19 protein-coding genes are annotated in these 14794 nt (G+C 69.4%); 10 read left to right on the top strand and 9 right to left on the bottom strand.

Features of this window, described 5'->3' with window-relative positions:
* Positions 1 to 45: 45 nt before the first annotated feature.
* On the bottom strand, positions 46 to 1320 hold the full coding sequence (locus tag ABGB18_RS41385) for an extracellular solute-binding protein (protein ID WP_347701151.1): 1275 nt from the start codon (positions 1318 to 1320) through the stop codon (positions 46 to 48).
* A 936-nt stretch (positions 1321 to 2256) separates the two neighbouring features.
* Here ABGB18_RS41385 and ABGB18_RS41380 point away from each other — a divergent pair.
* Both ABGB18_RS41380 and ABGB18_RS41375 read left to right on the top strand, forming a co-directional pair.
* On the top strand, positions 2257 to 2799 hold the full coding sequence (locus tag ABGB18_RS41380; protein WP_347701204.1) for a DinB family protein: 543 nt from the start codon (positions 2257 to 2259) through the stop codon (positions 2797 to 2799).
* Between the two features lie 41 nt (positions 2800 to 2840).
* Positions 2841 to 3578: a VOC family protein gene (locus tag ABGB18_RS41375; protein WP_347701203.1), complete on the top strand. Its 738-nt coding sequence runs from the start codon at positions 2841 to 2843 to the stop codon at positions 3576 to 3578.
* A 221-nt stretch (positions 3579 to 3799) separates the two neighbouring features.
* Here the strand turns inward: ABGB18_RS41375 and ABGB18_RS41370 are convergent, their stop codons facing one another.
* Positions 3800 to 4408: a transglutaminase domain-containing protein gene (locus ABGB18_RS41370; protein ID WP_347701150.1), complete on the bottom strand. Its 609-nt coding sequence runs from the start codon at positions 4406 to 4408 to the stop codon at positions 3800 to 3802.
* Between the two features lie 352 nt (positions 4409 to 4760).
* Between ABGB18_RS41370 and ABGB18_RS41365 the strand changes: the two genes are divergently transcribed.
* The gene (locus ABGB18_RS41365) at positions 4761 to 4883 is read left to right on the top strand and encodes a hypothetical protein (protein ID WP_347701149.1); all 123 of its coding nucleotides are present in this window, start codon (positions 4761 to 4763) and stop codon (positions 4881 to 4883) included.
* Positions 4884 to 5037: 154 nt separating this feature from the next.
* The gene (locus ABGB18_RS41360) at positions 5038 to 5610 is read left to right on the top strand and encodes an L-lactate permease (RefSeq protein WP_347701148.1); all 573 of its coding nucleotides are present in this window, start codon (positions 5038 to 5040) and stop codon (positions 5608 to 5610) included.
* 144 nt (positions 5611 to 5754) lie between these two features.
* Here the strand turns inward: ABGB18_RS41360 and ABGB18_RS41355 are convergent, their stop codons facing one another.
* From ABGB18_RS41355 to ABGB18_RS41345, 3 genes are all read right to left on the bottom strand, one after another.
* A complete protein-coding gene (locus ABGB18_RS41355) occupies positions 5755 to 6024 on the bottom strand; it encodes a hypothetical protein (protein WP_347701147.1) in 270 nt (89 codons plus the stop codon).
* Between the two features lie 158 nt (positions 6025 to 6182).
* The gene (locus ABGB18_RS41350) at positions 6183 to 6617 is read right to left on the bottom strand and encodes a GNAT family N-acetyltransferase (protein ID WP_347701146.1); all 435 of its coding nucleotides are present in this window, start codon (positions 6615 to 6617) and stop codon (positions 6183 to 6185) included.
* Positions 6618 to 6715: 98 nt separating this feature from the next.
* Positions 6716 to 7081, bottom strand: a complete 366-nt coding sequence (locus tag ABGB18_RS41345) for a DUF4267 domain-containing protein (protein ID WP_347701145.1) — start codon at positions 7079 to 7081, stop codon at positions 6716 to 6718.
* Between the two features lie 89 nt (positions 7082 to 7170).
* Between ABGB18_RS41345 and ABGB18_RS41340 the strand changes: the two genes are divergently transcribed.
* Positions 7171 to 7350, top strand: a complete 180-nt coding sequence (locus ABGB18_RS41340; RefSeq protein ID WP_347701144.1) for a hypothetical protein — start codon at positions 7171 to 7173, stop codon at positions 7348 to 7350.
* A gap of 5 nt (positions 7351 to 7355) precedes the next feature.
* Here ABGB18_RS41340 and ABGB18_RS41335 read toward each other — a convergent pair whose 3' ends face one another.
* Positions 7356 to 7781, bottom strand: coding sequence for a MerR family transcriptional regulator (locus ABGB18_RS41335; protein ID WP_347701143.1), 426 nt, complete (start codon positions 7779 to 7781; stop codon positions 7356 to 7358).
* A 454-nt stretch (positions 7782 to 8235) separates the two neighbouring features.
* On the opposite strand from ABGB18_RS41335, the gene ABGB18_RS41330 reads away from it, so the two are divergent.
* The 3 genes from ABGB18_RS41330 to ABGB18_RS41320 all read left to right on the top strand — a co-directional run bounded on the left by ABGB18_RS41330 (position 8236) and on the right by ABGB18_RS41320 (position 10789).
* On the top strand, positions 8236 to 8631 hold the full coding sequence (locus tag ABGB18_RS41330) for an amidohydrolase family protein (RefSeq protein ID WP_347701142.1): 396 nt from the start codon (positions 8236 to 8238) through the stop codon (positions 8629 to 8631).
* Positions 8632 to 8913: 282 nt separating this feature from the next.
* Positions 8914 to 9555: a 2'-5' RNA ligase family protein gene (locus ABGB18_RS41325; RefSeq protein WP_347701141.1), complete on the top strand. Its 642-nt coding sequence runs from the start codon at positions 8914 to 8916 to the stop codon at positions 9553 to 9555.
* A gap of 274 nt (positions 9556 to 9829) precedes the next feature.
* Entirely contained in the window at positions 9830 to 10789 is a 960-nt protein-coding gene (locus ABGB18_RS41320; RefSeq protein ID WP_347701140.1) for an aminoglycoside phosphotransferase family protein, read from the top strand.
* Between the two features lie 117 nt (positions 10790 to 10906).
* Here ABGB18_RS41320 and ABGB18_RS41315 read toward each other — a convergent pair whose 3' ends face one another.
* Complete coding sequence (locus ABGB18_RS41315; RefSeq protein ID WP_347701139.1) at positions 10907 to 11482, bottom strand: TetR/AcrR family transcriptional regulator; 576 nt, start codon at positions 11480 to 11482, stop codon at positions 10907 to 10909.
* 78 nt (positions 11483 to 11560) lie between these two features.
* Between ABGB18_RS41315 and ABGB18_RS41310 the strand changes: the two genes are divergently transcribed.
* Positions 11561 to 12484 carry a zinc-binding dehydrogenase gene (locus tag ABGB18_RS41310; protein WP_347701138.1) on the top strand — a complete coding sequence of 308 codons (924 nt, stop codon included), beginning with the start codon at positions 11561 to 11563 and terminating at the stop codon, positions 12482 to 12484.
* A gap of 84 nt (positions 12485 to 12568) precedes the next feature.
* Here ABGB18_RS41310 and ABGB18_RS41305 read toward each other — a convergent pair whose 3' ends face one another.
* Positions 12569 to 12868, bottom strand: coding sequence for a suppressor of fused domain protein (locus ABGB18_RS41305; protein WP_347701202.1), 300 nt, complete (start codon positions 12866 to 12868; stop codon positions 12569 to 12571).
* A gap of 89 nt (positions 12869 to 12957) precedes the next feature.
* Between ABGB18_RS41305 and ABGB18_RS41300 the strand changes: the two genes are divergently transcribed.
* Positions 12958 to 14139 carry a serine hydrolase domain-containing protein gene (locus ABGB18_RS41300; protein ID WP_347701137.1) on the top strand — a complete coding sequence of 394 codons (1182 nt, stop codon included), beginning with the start codon at positions 12958 to 12960 and terminating at the stop codon, positions 14137 to 14139.
* On the opposite strand, the gene ABGB18_RS41295 is transcribed toward ABGB18_RS41300, so the two are convergent.
* Positions 14105 to 14788: an SDR family oxidoreductase gene (locus ABGB18_RS41295; RefSeq protein ID WP_347701136.1), complete on the bottom strand. Its 684-nt coding sequence runs from the start codon at positions 14786 to 14788 to the stop codon at positions 14105 to 14107. The genes ABGB18_RS41300 and ABGB18_RS41295 overlap by 35 nt on opposite strands.
* Between the last annotated feature and the right edge of the window lie 6 nt (positions 14789 to 14794).

The following is a 14794-nucleotide window of genomic DNA, read 5'->3' as shown; positions in this document are numbered from 1 at the left end:
GCCGTCCTCCCGAGCGCAAGAGCACTGTACGTCTCCCTTCCGGCTCTAGCCTGCGATGAGGGCGTTGACCTCACTGATGAACTTCTGTGCGGCATCGTCAGGTGTCATCCGGCTGAACAAAACCTCGTTCGTATACCGGGTGAGGATCGCCTCGATGGCGCTGGCGCCCTTCGGCGGGGCGGTCGGTGAGTCCGTGAGCTCGTCCTTGATCTCGTCGAGGAAGGCCAGCGTCTTTCTGTCGGTCTCCGGAAGCTTGTTCTTGACCGTCGCCAGCACCCTGAAACTGGCCGGCAGGCCGCGGTCGCTGAGGATGATCGCGCCCGCATCCGGATCGTTGATCATGAAATCGATGAACTTGGCCGCCGCGGCCTGGTGATCGGACTTTGCCGAGGCGGCGTAGAACATGGCCGGTTGCAGGAACATGCCGCCAGCGACCGCGCCCCGTGCCTTCGGCATCCGTAGCAGGTCCACTTCCCTGCCGCCCGACGCCTTGTTGATCGAGCCGAGCTGGTTGCTCCACCACATCCCCATCGCGCCGTTGCCGGTGGCGAACAGCGACCGGTCCTCGCTCAGGGTGGCGAGCGTAATGCTCTTGGCGGCATCAGGAGAACCCTTGGTCTGGATCAGTTTCCGGTGGACGGCCCACCACGCCTTGATCGTGTCGCGCGAGATGCCGATCTTGTTGCCCTTGTAGAAGGACTCGCCCCGCTGGGCGGCGAAGATCTGCAGGAAAGCCGGGTTGAAAGCCTGCTGCGTGCCATAGATCTTCCCGCCGGACCTTGCAGTGATCTTCGCCGCCAGGTCGATGTACTGTTCCCACGTCCACATGGTGTCGTCGGGTAATTTCTGCCCCGAGTCCTTGACCGCCTTCGGGTCCACGACCAGGGACCAAGCGTTGACGCCGGTGGGGATGGCGAACTGCTTGCCATCGATGGCACCGGTGGCCAGCACCTTGCCGTCGATGAAGGCCGTGTTGACCTGGCTGGAGAGATCGGCGAGCGTGCCACGGTCGGCGTATTCCCGCAGGCCGCGGATCTCGAGCGTGATCACGTCAGGCGCTTGGTCGCTCGCGACCTTCGTGGCCAGCGTCTCGTAGTATTGGCCGAAGTCGGAAAACTCTTCCTCGATGTCGATGTTCGGGTTCTTCGCTTCGAACTTCTTGATCGCCTCTTGGGTCATCTTCTGCCGCGCCTCACTGCCCCAGTAGGAGAAACGCAACGTGATCTCACTGTCGGCGCTTTCGCCGCCGCACGCCGCAGTGATCGCCAGCACGGCAATGGGTAGCAACGCCGCCGTCCGCATCTTCTTGCCGGAGCCCACGGCTCCACCTCCTGGGGGGTCGGGTGCGGGACCTGCTTCGGTCCTGGGGGGCACACCACGGATCACTTACTTGAGTCCGGCCAGGAAGAAGTCGAAGATCAGCCCGAGCGCGCTGATCGGCATGGCGAACGTCGGGACCCCACGACGACTCTCCACCGGAGTCGAAGAATCCCGCAAGGTTACCGGCGCGGGTGAAGTTGCCGAAAGCCATTGAGGAAAGGAACTGCCTGGGAAGTCCTTCGTGTGTGAAGAAGTCGTCTCCGAGCCCGGTTCTGATGGCTCGTTTCGCCTGATCTATGCTGCCCTGCGCCCTTTGTGCGGCCTTTGTTGATCGGGTGATCGATACCAGGGAAGGCGAGGATGGCGGAGTTCGCCGTCACGCCGCACTTCGGCGACGAGGCGCGCAGCGGCTCTGCCGGGCCACCGGTCTGCCGGATCAGGCAAGGTGGCATGGGTCGCCGCGGACGGGTGCACCGGTCGTGGTCTCCCCGGTGCCGGCGGGTGACACGCTCGTCGTCGCCAGATGCGACGGAAGGTGCTCTGCGAGCGGGGACGGCCGGTCGCGCTCACTCGCCGCGGCGATCAGATCCGCGTCACCGGTGGTTGCGGAGGCAACGGCTCGGCTCTTGCGGACACTCGAGTGTGACAGTGTCACGTTCGTGATCACTGGCGAGGATGGGCACGCCGATGAGGATCTGGCGTGCGCTCAATACATCGCTCGGAGAGCCACCGAGGCCGGCACGGATGCGGCAGAGTTCCTCCGCCGTGCCGGCGAGTCGCGCGCCGCCGCAGAGTTGGCGGAGGGTGTGTACGTCAAGGAGCCCGTCCTGAGTGCCGGCGGCGGCTTCCACGGGGTCGAATGGTCCCCTCCTGCTGGGCGGCGAGACGGGCCAGGGCGCGGGGTGCGGACCCACTACGATCGCAACGCGCGTGTCCATGCCAGCCCAGCGCGATGTGAATCCCCAACCCAAGTCGGCTTTGCCGCAGTGGCGCGCGCAGCACCGTTCGATGCAATACGGAGGAGCGGTCGTGTCGACACCATTGTGGCCCGAAGAACTTGTCAGCACCGGCACCGAACGTGAGGTTCTGGAGGCGTTCCTCGACTGCCAACGCCGGCAGATCAAGGCAAAAATCGCTGGGGTCTCCGAAGCGGACGCGCGACGACGGATCGTGCCGTCCATGACGACCCTGGCAGGGCTGATCAAGCATCTGGCCGCAGTCGAAAGGAACTGGTTTCAACGTCAGCTGGCCCAGCGCGACCCTGCTGACATCCCCGGCAACTCGCGCGGAGATGATCAGAGCTGGGAATTGGGCCCCGACGACACTCTCGACAGTCTTATCGCGGAGTACGACACGGTGTGTGAGGAGAGCCGGCGTATAGCGGCCGGATTCATGGGGGGTTTCTCTTACCCCGAGGCCCTCTCCTGTCCCGCTTCCCATGGCGGTGGCCGGCGCCGGCTGCCGCCATATCATCACTGAGCGGACCGCTTGCGCATCTACCTGGTCATATGATCAGCGGCATGGCGTTGCAACTTGTTCAGGTGAATTTCAAGGCTCGGGATGACTCGGCGCTCGGCCGGTTCTGGGCGGAGGCGCTCGGCTGGGGTGTTTCCAGCGAGGGGCCCGGCGTGACCAACCTCCAACCCGAGGGTTTCACCTGGCCGGACACCGACGCGTTCTACGTCGATTTCGTCACCGTCCCGGACCCCGAAACGGTGAAGTACCGCGTGCACCTCGACCTCGCCACCACCTCTGCCGCCCATCAGGCGGAGTTGGTCGCGCGTCTGAAGGAACTCGGTGCAACGCCCGCCGACGTGGGCCAGGGCGACGTCCCGTGGGCAGTCCTGGCCGACCCGGAGGGCAACGTGTTCTGTGTGCTGGAGCCTCGGGAGATCTACCAGGGCACCGGGCCGATCGCGGCGGTGGTGGTCGACTGCGCCGATCCGCGGGCCATGGCCCGGTTCTGGGACGAGGCGCTGGACTGGACCCTGCACGAGGTCACCGACGATCATGCGCGGCTGCGCTCCGCCAAGGGTGTCGGCCCGTATCTGGAGTTCCTACGCACGTCCGGCGCGAAGCCCATGTGGAACCGCGTCCATCTGGACCTGCTGCCCTTCCCCATGGAAGATCAGAAGGCGGAGGTAGCCCGGCTACGGGCTCTGGGCGCCACCGATGCCGACGTCGGCCAGGGCGATGTTCCGTGGAAGGTCCTGGCCGACCCGGAGGGCAACGAGTTCTGCGTCCTCGGACGGGGCTGACACACTGCTCCTTGCACAACGGCTCCTCGGCGGCTTCTTCCCCTACGGCGAGGCCATCGTCGTACGGGCTGCGCTGCCCTGACGTTGACCTGCGGCCTGGCGGCGGCCATCGCTCGGCAGCGAAGCGGGCCGATTCCCACCGGTGGCCACGGAGCGTTGCAGATCCACAAGTGGGGCCAGAACCCGGTGGAGGCAGGCAACTTCTCACGCGTGAAGCCAGCTCAAGCCGTCTGGCGACTCATGATGAGGTCAGCAGGGATGCGCACCGGCAGTGGCAAGGTTTGACCGTGCTGCTGGAAGAGGTCGTCACGGGAGGCGCAATAGCCCAGATCGGCCCGGACCTGACCGGACAGATCACATGAGGAGCAGGTGGTGCCGTCCCAATCCACGGCAGTGTGCGCGATCGCGTCGAAGAGTGTCTCCCCACCCGTGTTGGTGAATCGGCCGCCCGCTCGTAGCGCGTTCAGGTCACCATAGAGCTCGGACGCAGTCACCCACTGACCTTCAAGGAGGAATTCCGGCCACGCCAGCACCACGTGTCGGGGAATCGGCGCACGCAATCGCGGGAACCGTGCATGCCAGAAACGCCCATCGAGCAGCAGTCCTCTGACACGGGTGGCGATCCCGCGGCCTCGTGCCACGGCCTCCAGGAGCGCCAGCCTCTGGCTGCACGAACCGCGGCTCAACCGCAAGGTGGTTGAGACGGACTGCCTTTCGTTCATCGCGTATACCGGGCGCACTCGGGCTGCGATGAGCTGGTGGGCAGTGATCAGGAATGATCGCTCCGTCCCAGGACTGAGGCTCTGGATCTCGGCCAGCAACTCCAGCACTCCAGGATGCCGCCAGTCGAGAATCGGCGTGGGCGCCGAACTTCCTGCGGTTGATGTTCGCCGAGACACGGCCTCACCGCCGCACTGCGATCGTAAGCGCGCCGGATCCACTCGTTGATCATAACTTGCGACCGGCCCCGGCCTGCGATGGCGACTCTCGATCACTCGACCACCAGGCCCGTAACGCACATGCCCACCAGGCCCGCGACCAGGGGGCTTTCGGCCTGCAGGTACGAAGCGCGCTCCGGAGTGGCAGGGTGGGGCCTTGGTGTGTGGGCCGCGACGACCTCCGCGTCGAGCGCGGTGCCGCCGCTCGTCTGGCTGTTCTCCGACGCCGACCGCCCGGGTGGGCTTGAACGGCTGGACCGGCTGGACCGGCTGGATCGTCATGGGCGTGTTCGTCACGTTCCTCGCCTTGACCGGCCGGCTTCGCTGGGCGGCCGACACCGGCTCCCAGACGGCTCGCCGACCATAGAAACGTACCTGCCGCGGGCAACCGGTCGATGTCCGGGGAAGCGGCCGCGAACGTCTCCCAACGGGCGTTGTTGTAATTTCGGTCTTTACGGACATTACAACCAGGGGTAAACCGGAGTGACCACTAGGAAAGCCGCGTACGTGAGGTGGTTACCGTGTATCAACAGGCCCTCGACCCCGTAGCCGCCTCTCTCGCGTGGAGTTCCCTGGTCGCGGCGCTGCCGCTGATCGTGCTGTTCGTGATGCTGGGCATCATGCGCGTGACCGCCTGGGTGGCCTCGCTGGTCTCCCTCGCCGCGGCCGTCGTGACAGCCGCGGCCGTGTACGGCATGCCGTTCGGGCAGGTGCTGCTGGCCGGTTCTGAAGGGGCGATGTTCGGCTTCTTCCCGATCCTGTGGATCGTCATCAACGCGATCTGGGTCTTCCAGATGACCGTCGAGACCGGGCACTTCGACGTGCTACGGCGCTCGTTCGCCCGGGTGAGCGACGACCGGCGCGTCCAGGCGATCATCATCGCGTTCTCGTTCGGGGCGCTCATGGAGGCCCTCGCCGGATTCGGTACCCCTGTGGCGGTCACCTCGGTGATGCTGATCGCCCTGGGATTCAAGCCGCTCAAGGCCGCCGTGCTGGCACTGGCGGCGAACACCGCTCCGGTGGCGTTCGGGGCCATGGCCACCCCGATCCTCACGCTCGGCAAGGTGACCGGTAGTGCCGTCCCTCGGCCATGAGGTCCCGCAGCACCTGAGCGCGTGGCATGCCCCTCACCCTAGGACCGACCCGGCCGCCCAGGAGGCGATGGCCTACGTGCAGCGCAGCCTGTGGGAAGAGCTGGCTGGGAGGTCCACGGACCGGCAGGAGAGCTGTTCCAGCCCTCAGGCGGTCCCGCTGTCCGCGTCGGCGCCGGGTTCGTGGAGGTCCGCCAGCTCAAGGCCGAGCTCCTCCAGCAGCTCCGTCAGCTCGTGCAACTGGTAGTAGCCGGGCACCCGTCCCACGGCGGCGCCTCGCCGGGTCACGCGGTACCAGACCTCTCCCGGCCGCACATCGGGGGCGCGCATCTGTACGAAGAGCCAGTGCGCGTTGCCGGGGCGGACGTCCACGGGCTGGACTCTGATGCCGTCCGGGCCTTCGAGATGGCGTCCCACGACGATCAGCCTGCCGGCCCGCGCCCGGGGAGGGCCACTCCGGCCGCCATTCGGGGACGCTGCTCGGTCGTCTCGTGGTGCTCACGCATATGCTGACGTTACGCCCCGATTTGTCCCACGTCATCACGTCGGCCGCCCGGCTTTCCGGGCGGCGGCCGTCAAGGGCTCACGTAGTGGTGCATCAGTGCGGCCTCGCCGGCCGCGTTGATCCACTGGGCGCGGCTGCTGCCGACCCGGCGCCACCCCGATCGCTCGTAGAACGCGATGGCCGCCGTGCCCTCGGAGGACACCTCCAGCTTGAGAGGACTCTGTACGGCGGCGCGAACCGCGTCCAGGAGCTCGCCCGCCAGCCCTCGTCCGCGCGCTGCCGGTGCCACGAAGAGCCGGACGATCTCCCCGTCACCGGCAAGACCCACGTGGCCGAGTACGGCGTCCGCCTCGACGGCGACCCAGGCCGAGGTCAGACCGGCTGGCGTCAGCCAGCCGTCGGGGTCGTCCGGCCAGTCCACGGGGTAGCGGTCGGCGGCCTGGACCTGGGCGAGTGCCTCGACGCAAGCGGGTAGGTCTTCTGTGGTTCTGAGGCGGATTGTCACACGGGCAAGCGTATTGGACGTTTATCGCCCTGTTCGTACTCCTCTGCGGGCCAGAGGGCCGGCTTTCGCGGTATCCGGACCCGCCTGCCGTCTGCCGGTCAGATGGCGAAAAGCAGGGCGGCGCTGATCAGGATGATCACGGCGGTCGCGAAATGGACGCCGAACGCGACCGCCCTGGTGCCGCCGTTGCGCAGCACGATCAAGGTGTCGCCCAGCGGCAGCAGGGCGACGACGAGCATGAACCACGCCTCGGCACGGGCGCCGACAAAGATCAGCAGGGCCAGGCCGAGCAGGCCGTACGTGCCGTCACGCAGGCCCTTGATCGTCAGGTAGGCGCGATCCTCCTTGGCGGGGACGCCGTAGCCCGTCGCCGCGGCGAGTGGCGCGAGAAGGAAGCGGGCCCCGATGAGCAGGCACATGAGGTTGATCACGATGGCGAGGGCATAGGCAAGGGTGGTGAGCATGCTTGGCTCCGATTTCTAGCGCCGCTAGGAACAGAAGCGACACTAGCATGTCGTTGGCATTAGTTCTAGCGGCGCTAGATTCCAGGGGTATGGCGATTCAGGCACGCAAGGAACGCGAATGCGCCCAGCGGGAGAAACCCATCGTCACGGCGGCCCGCGAGCCGGCCGAGGTTGACGACCCGGGCCTGCTGCCCGAGACCCCCTGGGCCGCCGAGCGCCGCGCGGTGGGGCAGGCCATCCGGCACGAGCTCGAACCCGGGGTCGCCTGACCGTTTCAGGCGTGGGCGGTCCGCGGGGCTTGCGGGGCGGGATCGGACTGCGCGGCGGTGCTGTCGATGGTGTGCGTGAGGATCTCGCGCGCCCTGGCAAGCTCGTCCGCGCGGCGGTCGAGGGTGGCCAGGTGCTCGCGCAGGGCGTCCAGGACGCCGGGGCACGGCCGCAGGCGTGACCTCTCGACGGCGCAGGGCAGGATCTGCCGGATGGTACGGGTGGGCAACCCGGCGGCCAGCAGGGCCCGGACCTGGACGACCGCCTGCTCCGCCGACTCGCCGTAGTCGCGGTAGCCGTTGGCCAGCCGTTCGGCGGCGATGAGCCCTCGGCGCTCGTAGTAGCGCAGCAGGCGTTCGCTCACCCCGGTACGCCGCGCCAGCTCCCCGATCAGCACCCCGTCCTCCCCGGCTTGACCTTCCCACTGTGTCAAGGGGCAACAGTGACTCCCACCGGGCGCATTCCGGCCCGGCCGGCATACGAAGGAGAAAAGTTGATCATCGACGCGCACAGCCACGTACACGATCCGGTGGCAGAGCACATCGCGCTGCTGAACGAGGCCGGGGTGGACCGCGCGGTGCTGTTCATGACCCGTCCCCATCCCGAGCGCGCGACCGGCCTGGCATCGGTGCGCCGGGAGATGGCGATCCTGCACGACCGCCTGCACGGACACGACAACCACGCCGGCACCTACGAGGCCGCCTGGACGGAACTGGACGCCGCCCTGGCGGCCTGGCCCGACCGGTTCCTCGGCTGCGGCTCGGTGCCACTCGGGCTGCCGGACGAGCAGATCGCGGACATGGTGGAACGGGAGGTCGTGGGGCGAGGGCTGCGCGGCATCGGAGAGCTGACTCCGCCCCCCCGGCCAGGCGGCCCTCGTCGAACCCGTGCTCCGGGCGTCCGGCGATCAGGGCGGGCTGCCGGTGATCGTCCACGGTTACGCGCCCACGACGGCCGACGACCTGCGCACCCTGGCCGCACTGGCCCGAAGGCACCCGCGCGTGCCGTTGGTCGTGAGCCAGCTCGGCGGGCTCAACTGGATGGACGCCGTCGAGTTGGTGCGTGACACGCCCAACATGTACCTGGAGTTGTCCACCGCCGGCATCATCCTAGCCGTCCGTCTGGCCATCGCCGAGATCCCCGACCGCACCCTGTTCGGCTCCGACGCCCCCTACGGCGACCCCGTGCTGGCCAGGGCGACCGTCGAACGCGTCACCACCTCCGGCGAGGTCCGCGAACGAGTCCTCGGCGCGACCGCCGCCTCCCTGTTCGGCCTGATCTGACCCCACCGGCCGGCGGAATCCGTCCCCGGCGGCGAGTTCCTCTGGCCCTGGTCGGTCAGCGGGCGGACACCGTGATCGCCGACCCATCCGTTCGGGGAGAACGACAAGCGATGAGGGGCGAGCCCAGGCGTCAGCCCGGCGTCGGGAAACAGCAGGCGCAACAGAGGCACATACCAGGCGCGGACGCGGGGCCCGGTGACGCCGGTGGGTCGGGCCGTGGACCATTGATGGGTATGTGGTTGACCCCGGAGGCGAACGCCCTCCCAGAGCTGAGGCAGGCCGATGACCATCCACGAGGTTCGCTCGCACTGGTGGCCCCGTACGGGCTGGCGGCCGGGTCGCCTGGTCTACACCTGGCACCTGACCTTCGAACACGCGCCGCGACTGCACCGGCTGGCGGAGCGATACCAGAGCGCCCTGGCGGCGACCGAGGGCCACAACCCGATTCCGGTGAGCTGGTTGCACCTGACCGTGCAGTCGGTGGGGTTCGTCGACGAGGTGTCCGGCGAGCGGCTCGCACGGGTGATCGAGGCCGTCAGCGCGCGTCTGGGAGAGCTCAAGCCGGTCGAGCTCACTTTCCATCGCCCGACGGTCGTCGGCGAGGCCGTGGTCCTGGTGCCGGCTCCTGCCGAGCCCGTGCGTCAGATCTGGCGGGAGATCAGGGCCGGGATCGCCGAGGTGTCCGACGGCGGCGCATCGGCACAGCAGGCCAAGGACTTTCACCCGCACGTGAGCCTGACCTACTTCAACGCGCCGGGGCCGGCCGGGCCGTACGTGGAGGCGTTGGACGCGGTCGAAGCCGAGCCGGTCGGCGTCAACGTCGAGCAGGTGGCCCTGATCGTGCAGGAGAGGGTCCTGGAACCCGAGTGGGTGTACCGCTGGAATCTGCACACAACGGCCCCACTCGCGATCCCGGTTCGGTAGGAGGCGATGGGGGGCGTCGCTGACCGCCTGGCAGAACGTGGTCCCTGCCCCCAAGGCCGGCCGGCGCCGGCCCGGCCCGTCGCAGGTGCGTGAGCCGCTGCCTCGGGGCCGGCCTGGCCGGGCGGGAGGGACATCGCCCGGCGCAGTCGTCCGGTGGTCAGCAGCAGCGGGCGCCAGGGGCCTGGGCCTGACCCCCTGCCTCGACGTCCGGAGCAGGCTCGGAAAGCAGGCCCCCTCTCGTGGGGTCGGGGCTGGTGGCGCTAGGGTGCCCCGGGTGATCGAGGTACCGGAGGCGTTCGCCCGCAACACGGTCCAGCGTGAAGGAGATCCCGGAGCGGCCTGGCTGGCCGAGCTGCCCGGGATCGTGGACCGCCTGCTGCGGCGCTGGGAGTGCGTACCGGACGGCGAGGTCGTCCACGGCGGTGTCGGGGTCATCATCCCGGTACGCCGGCGGGAGGGCACCGCTGTGCTGAAGGTGTCGTTCCCGCATCCCGGCAACGTGCACGAGCCGGACGCGTTCGCGGTCTGGGGCGGGCGCGGAGCCGTTCTGCTGTACGAGCGCGACGACGAGCGCTTCGCCATGCTGCTCGAACGTGTCCGGACCACATCGCTGGCGGAGATCGAGGACGGCGACGAGGCCGTGACGATCGCGGGCCGGATCCTGCACCGCCTGGCCGTCCCCGCGCCGCCCGGCCTGCCCCGGCTGAGCGACCAGGCCGGCACGTGGGAGGCGCAGCTACGCGCGGACGCCAAGGAACTGGCGCACACACTGCCGCAGTACGTGCTGGACGCCGCCGTGGCGACCGTACGCGAGCTGGGCCGCGTCCAGCCGGACACCCTCATGCACGGCGACCTCCACGCCAGGAACATCCTGCGCGCCGATCGTGAGCCCTGGCTGGCCGTCGATCCCAAGGGGCACGCGGGGGACCCCGCCTACGACGGCGGCACGCTGCTCAAGACCCATGCGCTGAGGCTGGTCGAAGCGGACGACCTGCGCAGGGCGCTCCACCGTACGCTGGACATCTTCGCCGAGGCCGCGGAGGTCGACCGTGAGCGCGCCCAGCGCTGGGCGCAGTTCCACGCCGTCCAGGCCGCCTTCTGGGGCCGGCGCCACGGGTTTCGCACCGCCCGCGGCGGATCGCAGCTGGACTGGCTCGTCGAGCTCGCGGACCGCCTGGCGGGACTGCTCACCGAAGGCCGACAGCCGCGGCTTCAACGGCGGCGCGGCGTGTAGGAAGCCACAGCGGCAGGTCGCGCAGAGTTGTGCCGTACAGCACGTTCGCGTCGTAGAGCACCACGAATGCCAATCTCCGGACGGCGTGCAGGTAGGTCCTGGGCGCCGTCCGTACGCCTACGAAGATCTTTTGGTCGCGTCGGCGAGGAGTGCCGTGGCCGCCGTGCGGGCGTCGTGGGCCGCGGCGCCGGTGTGGTCGACCAGGCCGCGGGTCTTGACCCCGTCGTAGAGCAGCAGGAGTTGCCTGGCCAGGCCGGCCGGTTGGGCGGCTCCGGCCTCGGTGGCCAGGCGTTCGAAGAGCGCGAGCATGCGCGCGTGATGGGTGGCGAGCGCGTGATTGGCGGGGTGCTGCGGGGACAGGAAGGCCGCGGCGCTGTTGACCAGGATGCAGCCGTGGTAGGCCGGGTCGGGAAGATCCGCCACCAGCAGGTCGAACGGTGCCAGCAGTTGTGCCGGCGGGTCGCCGTCGCGCCGTTCGAGCTCGGCGTCCAGTTCGGTGAACCAGTCGTCGCACGCCAGGGTGAGCATGGTGCCGATGAGGTCGTCCTTGGACTTGAAGTGCGCGTAGACGGTCGGCTTGGCGACCTTGGCGCGCTCGGTGACGGCGTCGATCGAAACCCCGTAACCCTCGGCGTAGAACAGCTCGCGTGCGGCTTTCAGCAACCGCTCGCGAGCGGGTGTGTGGCGCGGCATGGAGCCATCCTAACCGGTTAGTTCGGTCTGTTATGCTCCAAAAGCTTACTAGTCAGTTAGTTCAGTTGAGGAGTAAAGATGCGAGCGCTGGTCTACGATCCCGAGGCCGCCCACGGCGTACGCTTCGCCGAGGTCGAGGAGCCCGAGCCACGAGCGTCAGAGGCGCTGATCGAGGTGGAGGCGGCATCCCTGAACTTCGGTGAGCTCGCCTTCGCCGCCCGGCAGCTCCTTCCGGGTGAGATCTTCGGCAAGGACGCCGCGGGCGTCGTGGTGCGGGCCGCCGCCGACGGCTCGGGCCCGCCGGAGGGCACGCGGGTCGCCTCGTTCGCGGGGACGGGCGGATGGGCCGAACGGCGGGCCGTCGACACGGCGAACCTGGCCGCCGTGCCTGCCGCGATCGACCCCGGCGTGGCCGGTGCGCTTCCGGCGGCGGGCGTCACCGCCCTGCAAGTGGTGCGCCGGCTGGGCCCGGTGCTCGGCCGCCGGGTGCTGGTGACCGGAGCGTCGGGCGGTGTGGGACGGTTCGTCGTGCAGCTCGCCGCGCAGGCGGGAGCGCATGTCGTCGCCTCGGTGGGGCGTCCCGAACGCGCCGAGGGGCTGACATCGCTGGGCGCCGCCGAGATCCTGGTCGGGTCGGCGCGGCCCGCCGATCCCGTGTTCGGCGTCGTCGACAACGTGGGCGGCAAGCTGCTGGCCGAGGCGTTCGGGCGGCTGGAGGAGGGCGGGGTCGCCCTGTCCGTGGGATGGGCGTCCCGCGAGCCGACGGTCATCGACTTCGAGGAGGAGCGCATGCGAGGGGTTCGCAAGCGGCTCGAGCCCTTCACCGTGACCGCTCCCTTCGGGGCGGACCTCGGCTACCTGATCGGGCTGTTGGAGCGGGGCCGGCTCGATCCGCAGATCGGCTGGCGCGGCCCCTGGGACCAGGTGGGTGAGGCCATCGACGCCCTCCTCGGCCGCCGCGTTCCGGGCAAGGCCGTCCTCGATCTGATCCCGGGGCACTGAGCCCCGGACCGATGGGCGCCCCCGCCGAAGCGGACGCCAGGCGGGCGGCGGAGGACCTGGCGGTGCCGGCCGCCGAGGACGTGGTCAGCGGGTGACGTCGGTGATCGGGATGCCGTCCACACCGGCGATGCGGCCCAGGACCAGGTCGTTGCTGGTGGCCTTGGCCTCGGCGAGTTCCTCGCGGGTGACCCCGACGGCCGTGACGAACTCGACCCGCCCGTTCGGGGTGTCGATCGCGCCGAGCTCCGGGTCGGTGACGAAGGCCAGGGCGTTGAGGCGGCTGCCCTCCGGGCCGAGCCGCCCGGCGACGCCCATCCGGTGTCCGTGGGCGAAGCCGGGCGGCCTGCGCCCGCAGTCGTACCCGTGGTGCGACCGTCGTCGCAGGGCGAGTTCGTCCCGGATGGGGACGAGATCGGCCGCCGGCCTTCCGAGGATGGAGATCGTCCCGAAGGACCCTCAGAAGGAAGGCACGAATGCCTCTCGTCAACGGCCGCCGCCTGGTGGCCGCCCTGCTCCTCACCGCGGGACTGCTGTCCCCCCAACCGGCCCACGCGCGGGCGCGGCACGCCGAGCCCGCCGGGGTACGGCAGGCGCTCGACGCCATGGTGGCCGCCGGCGCGCCCGGTGTCCTGGCCCGGATCGACGACGACCACGGCACCTGGATCGCCACCAGCGGGACCGCCGACCTGGACACCGGGACGCCGGTGCCTCGCCAGGCCAGGTTCCGCGTCGCCAGCGTCACCAAGAGCATGGTGGCCACGCTGGTGCTGCAGCTCGTCCAGGAGGGCAGGATCAGCCTGGACGAGCCGATCGGCAGGCGGCTCCCCGGGCTGGTGGCGCACGACGACCAGATCACGGTGCGGGAGCTGCTCAACCACACGGGCGGCCTGGCCGACTACCCGAAGGCCGCCGAGTTCGACGACCCGGAGCAGTACGGCCGCCGCACCTACACCCCCGATCGGCTCATCGCCGAGGCCGAGCGGCTGCCCCGCCCGCCGAAGGGCGGCTTCGCCTACTCCAACACCGGTTACATCCTGCTCGGGCTGCTGGTCGAGAAGGTGACGGGGCACGACCTGGGCGACGAGCTGGCACGGCGGATCTTCCGCCCGGCCCGCATGACCCGCTCGTACCTGCCCGTGACCAGCCAGGACATTCGCGGCCCGCACGCCACCGGCTACTACCTGCCGGACGGCGCCGACCTGGCCGATCTGCGGCCCATCACCCGGCTCAACCCGTCCTTCGCCTGGGCCGCGTACGGCGTGGTGTCGGACGCCCGCGACCTGAACCGCTTCTACCAGGCCCTCTTCAGCGGCAAGCTGGTCGGCCCGGAGTCGCTCGCCCAGATGCGCACCGGCGTCACCACACCGCAGGCCCCGGTCTTCCCTCATTACGGTCTCGGGCTGGAGTCGGTGGGCCTCACCTGCGGCGAGACGTGGGGGGCGACCGGCTCCATCCCCGGCTACGAGACCTTCAGCTTCGCCGACGCCGCGGGCAGGCGGCGGATGACGTTGTCGATCAACGTACAGCGCAACGATCCGGCGGTCGCGCCGATGCTGCTGGCCGGTATCGACGCGCTCAACCGCTATTTCTGCGGGGAGCCGTACAGCGTGAGCCCGCAGGTCAAGGAATCGGCGGGGCGGACAGACCGGCCTTGACCGAGCGGGTGAGGTCGTCGGCGACGATCTCCGTCGCGCCGGCGGCGAGCTCGTCCAGGGCCCTGCGGGCGATCACCGCCGGGTCGGACTTCTGCTCCGGCGGCACGTCCGCGGCCATGTCGGTGTCCATGAAGGCCACGTACAGGCCGGTGACCTGGATGCCCCGGGGTTCGAGCTGCCGCCGGACGGCGTTCGTCATCGCCCACGAGGCCGCCTTGGCCGCACTGTAGGCGCCGAAGGGCGGCAGGTGGTGCCAGGCCAGGATGGACAGGACGTTCAGGATCGCTCCGCCGCCGTTGCCTTCGATGACGGGGGCGAAGGCGCGGGTCACGCCCAGCGGGCCGAAGAAGTTGGTCTCCATCTCCAGCCGGGTCTTGCCGGGGTCGCCGTCCAGCAGGTTCGTCCGGGTGGAGATGCCGGCGTTGTTGATCAGGAGGGTGGCGTCGGCCGCGACCCGGGCGGCGGCCGACACCGAGCCGGGGTCGTTGAGGTCGATCCGCAGCGGCAGCGCGCCGGGCACGTCCACGGTCTCGGGGTCGCGGGCCGCCGCGTAGACCCTGGCGCCGCGCTCGATGAGCTGCGCGACGAGGTGCCGGCCGAAGCCGCGGTTGCCGCCGGTCACGACGGCGACGGCAGTGTCGATGTGCATGGGGGA

Source organism: Nonomuraea sp. B12E4, from assembly GCF_039871825.1.
In the GTDB taxonomy this organism is placed as follows: domain Bacteria; phylum Actinomycetota; class Actinomycetes; order Streptosporangiales; family Streptosporangiaceae; genus Nonomuraea.
The sequence above is the reverse complement of the archived record's forward strand: the minus strand, read 5'-3'. Positions and strand labels throughout refer to the sequence as shown.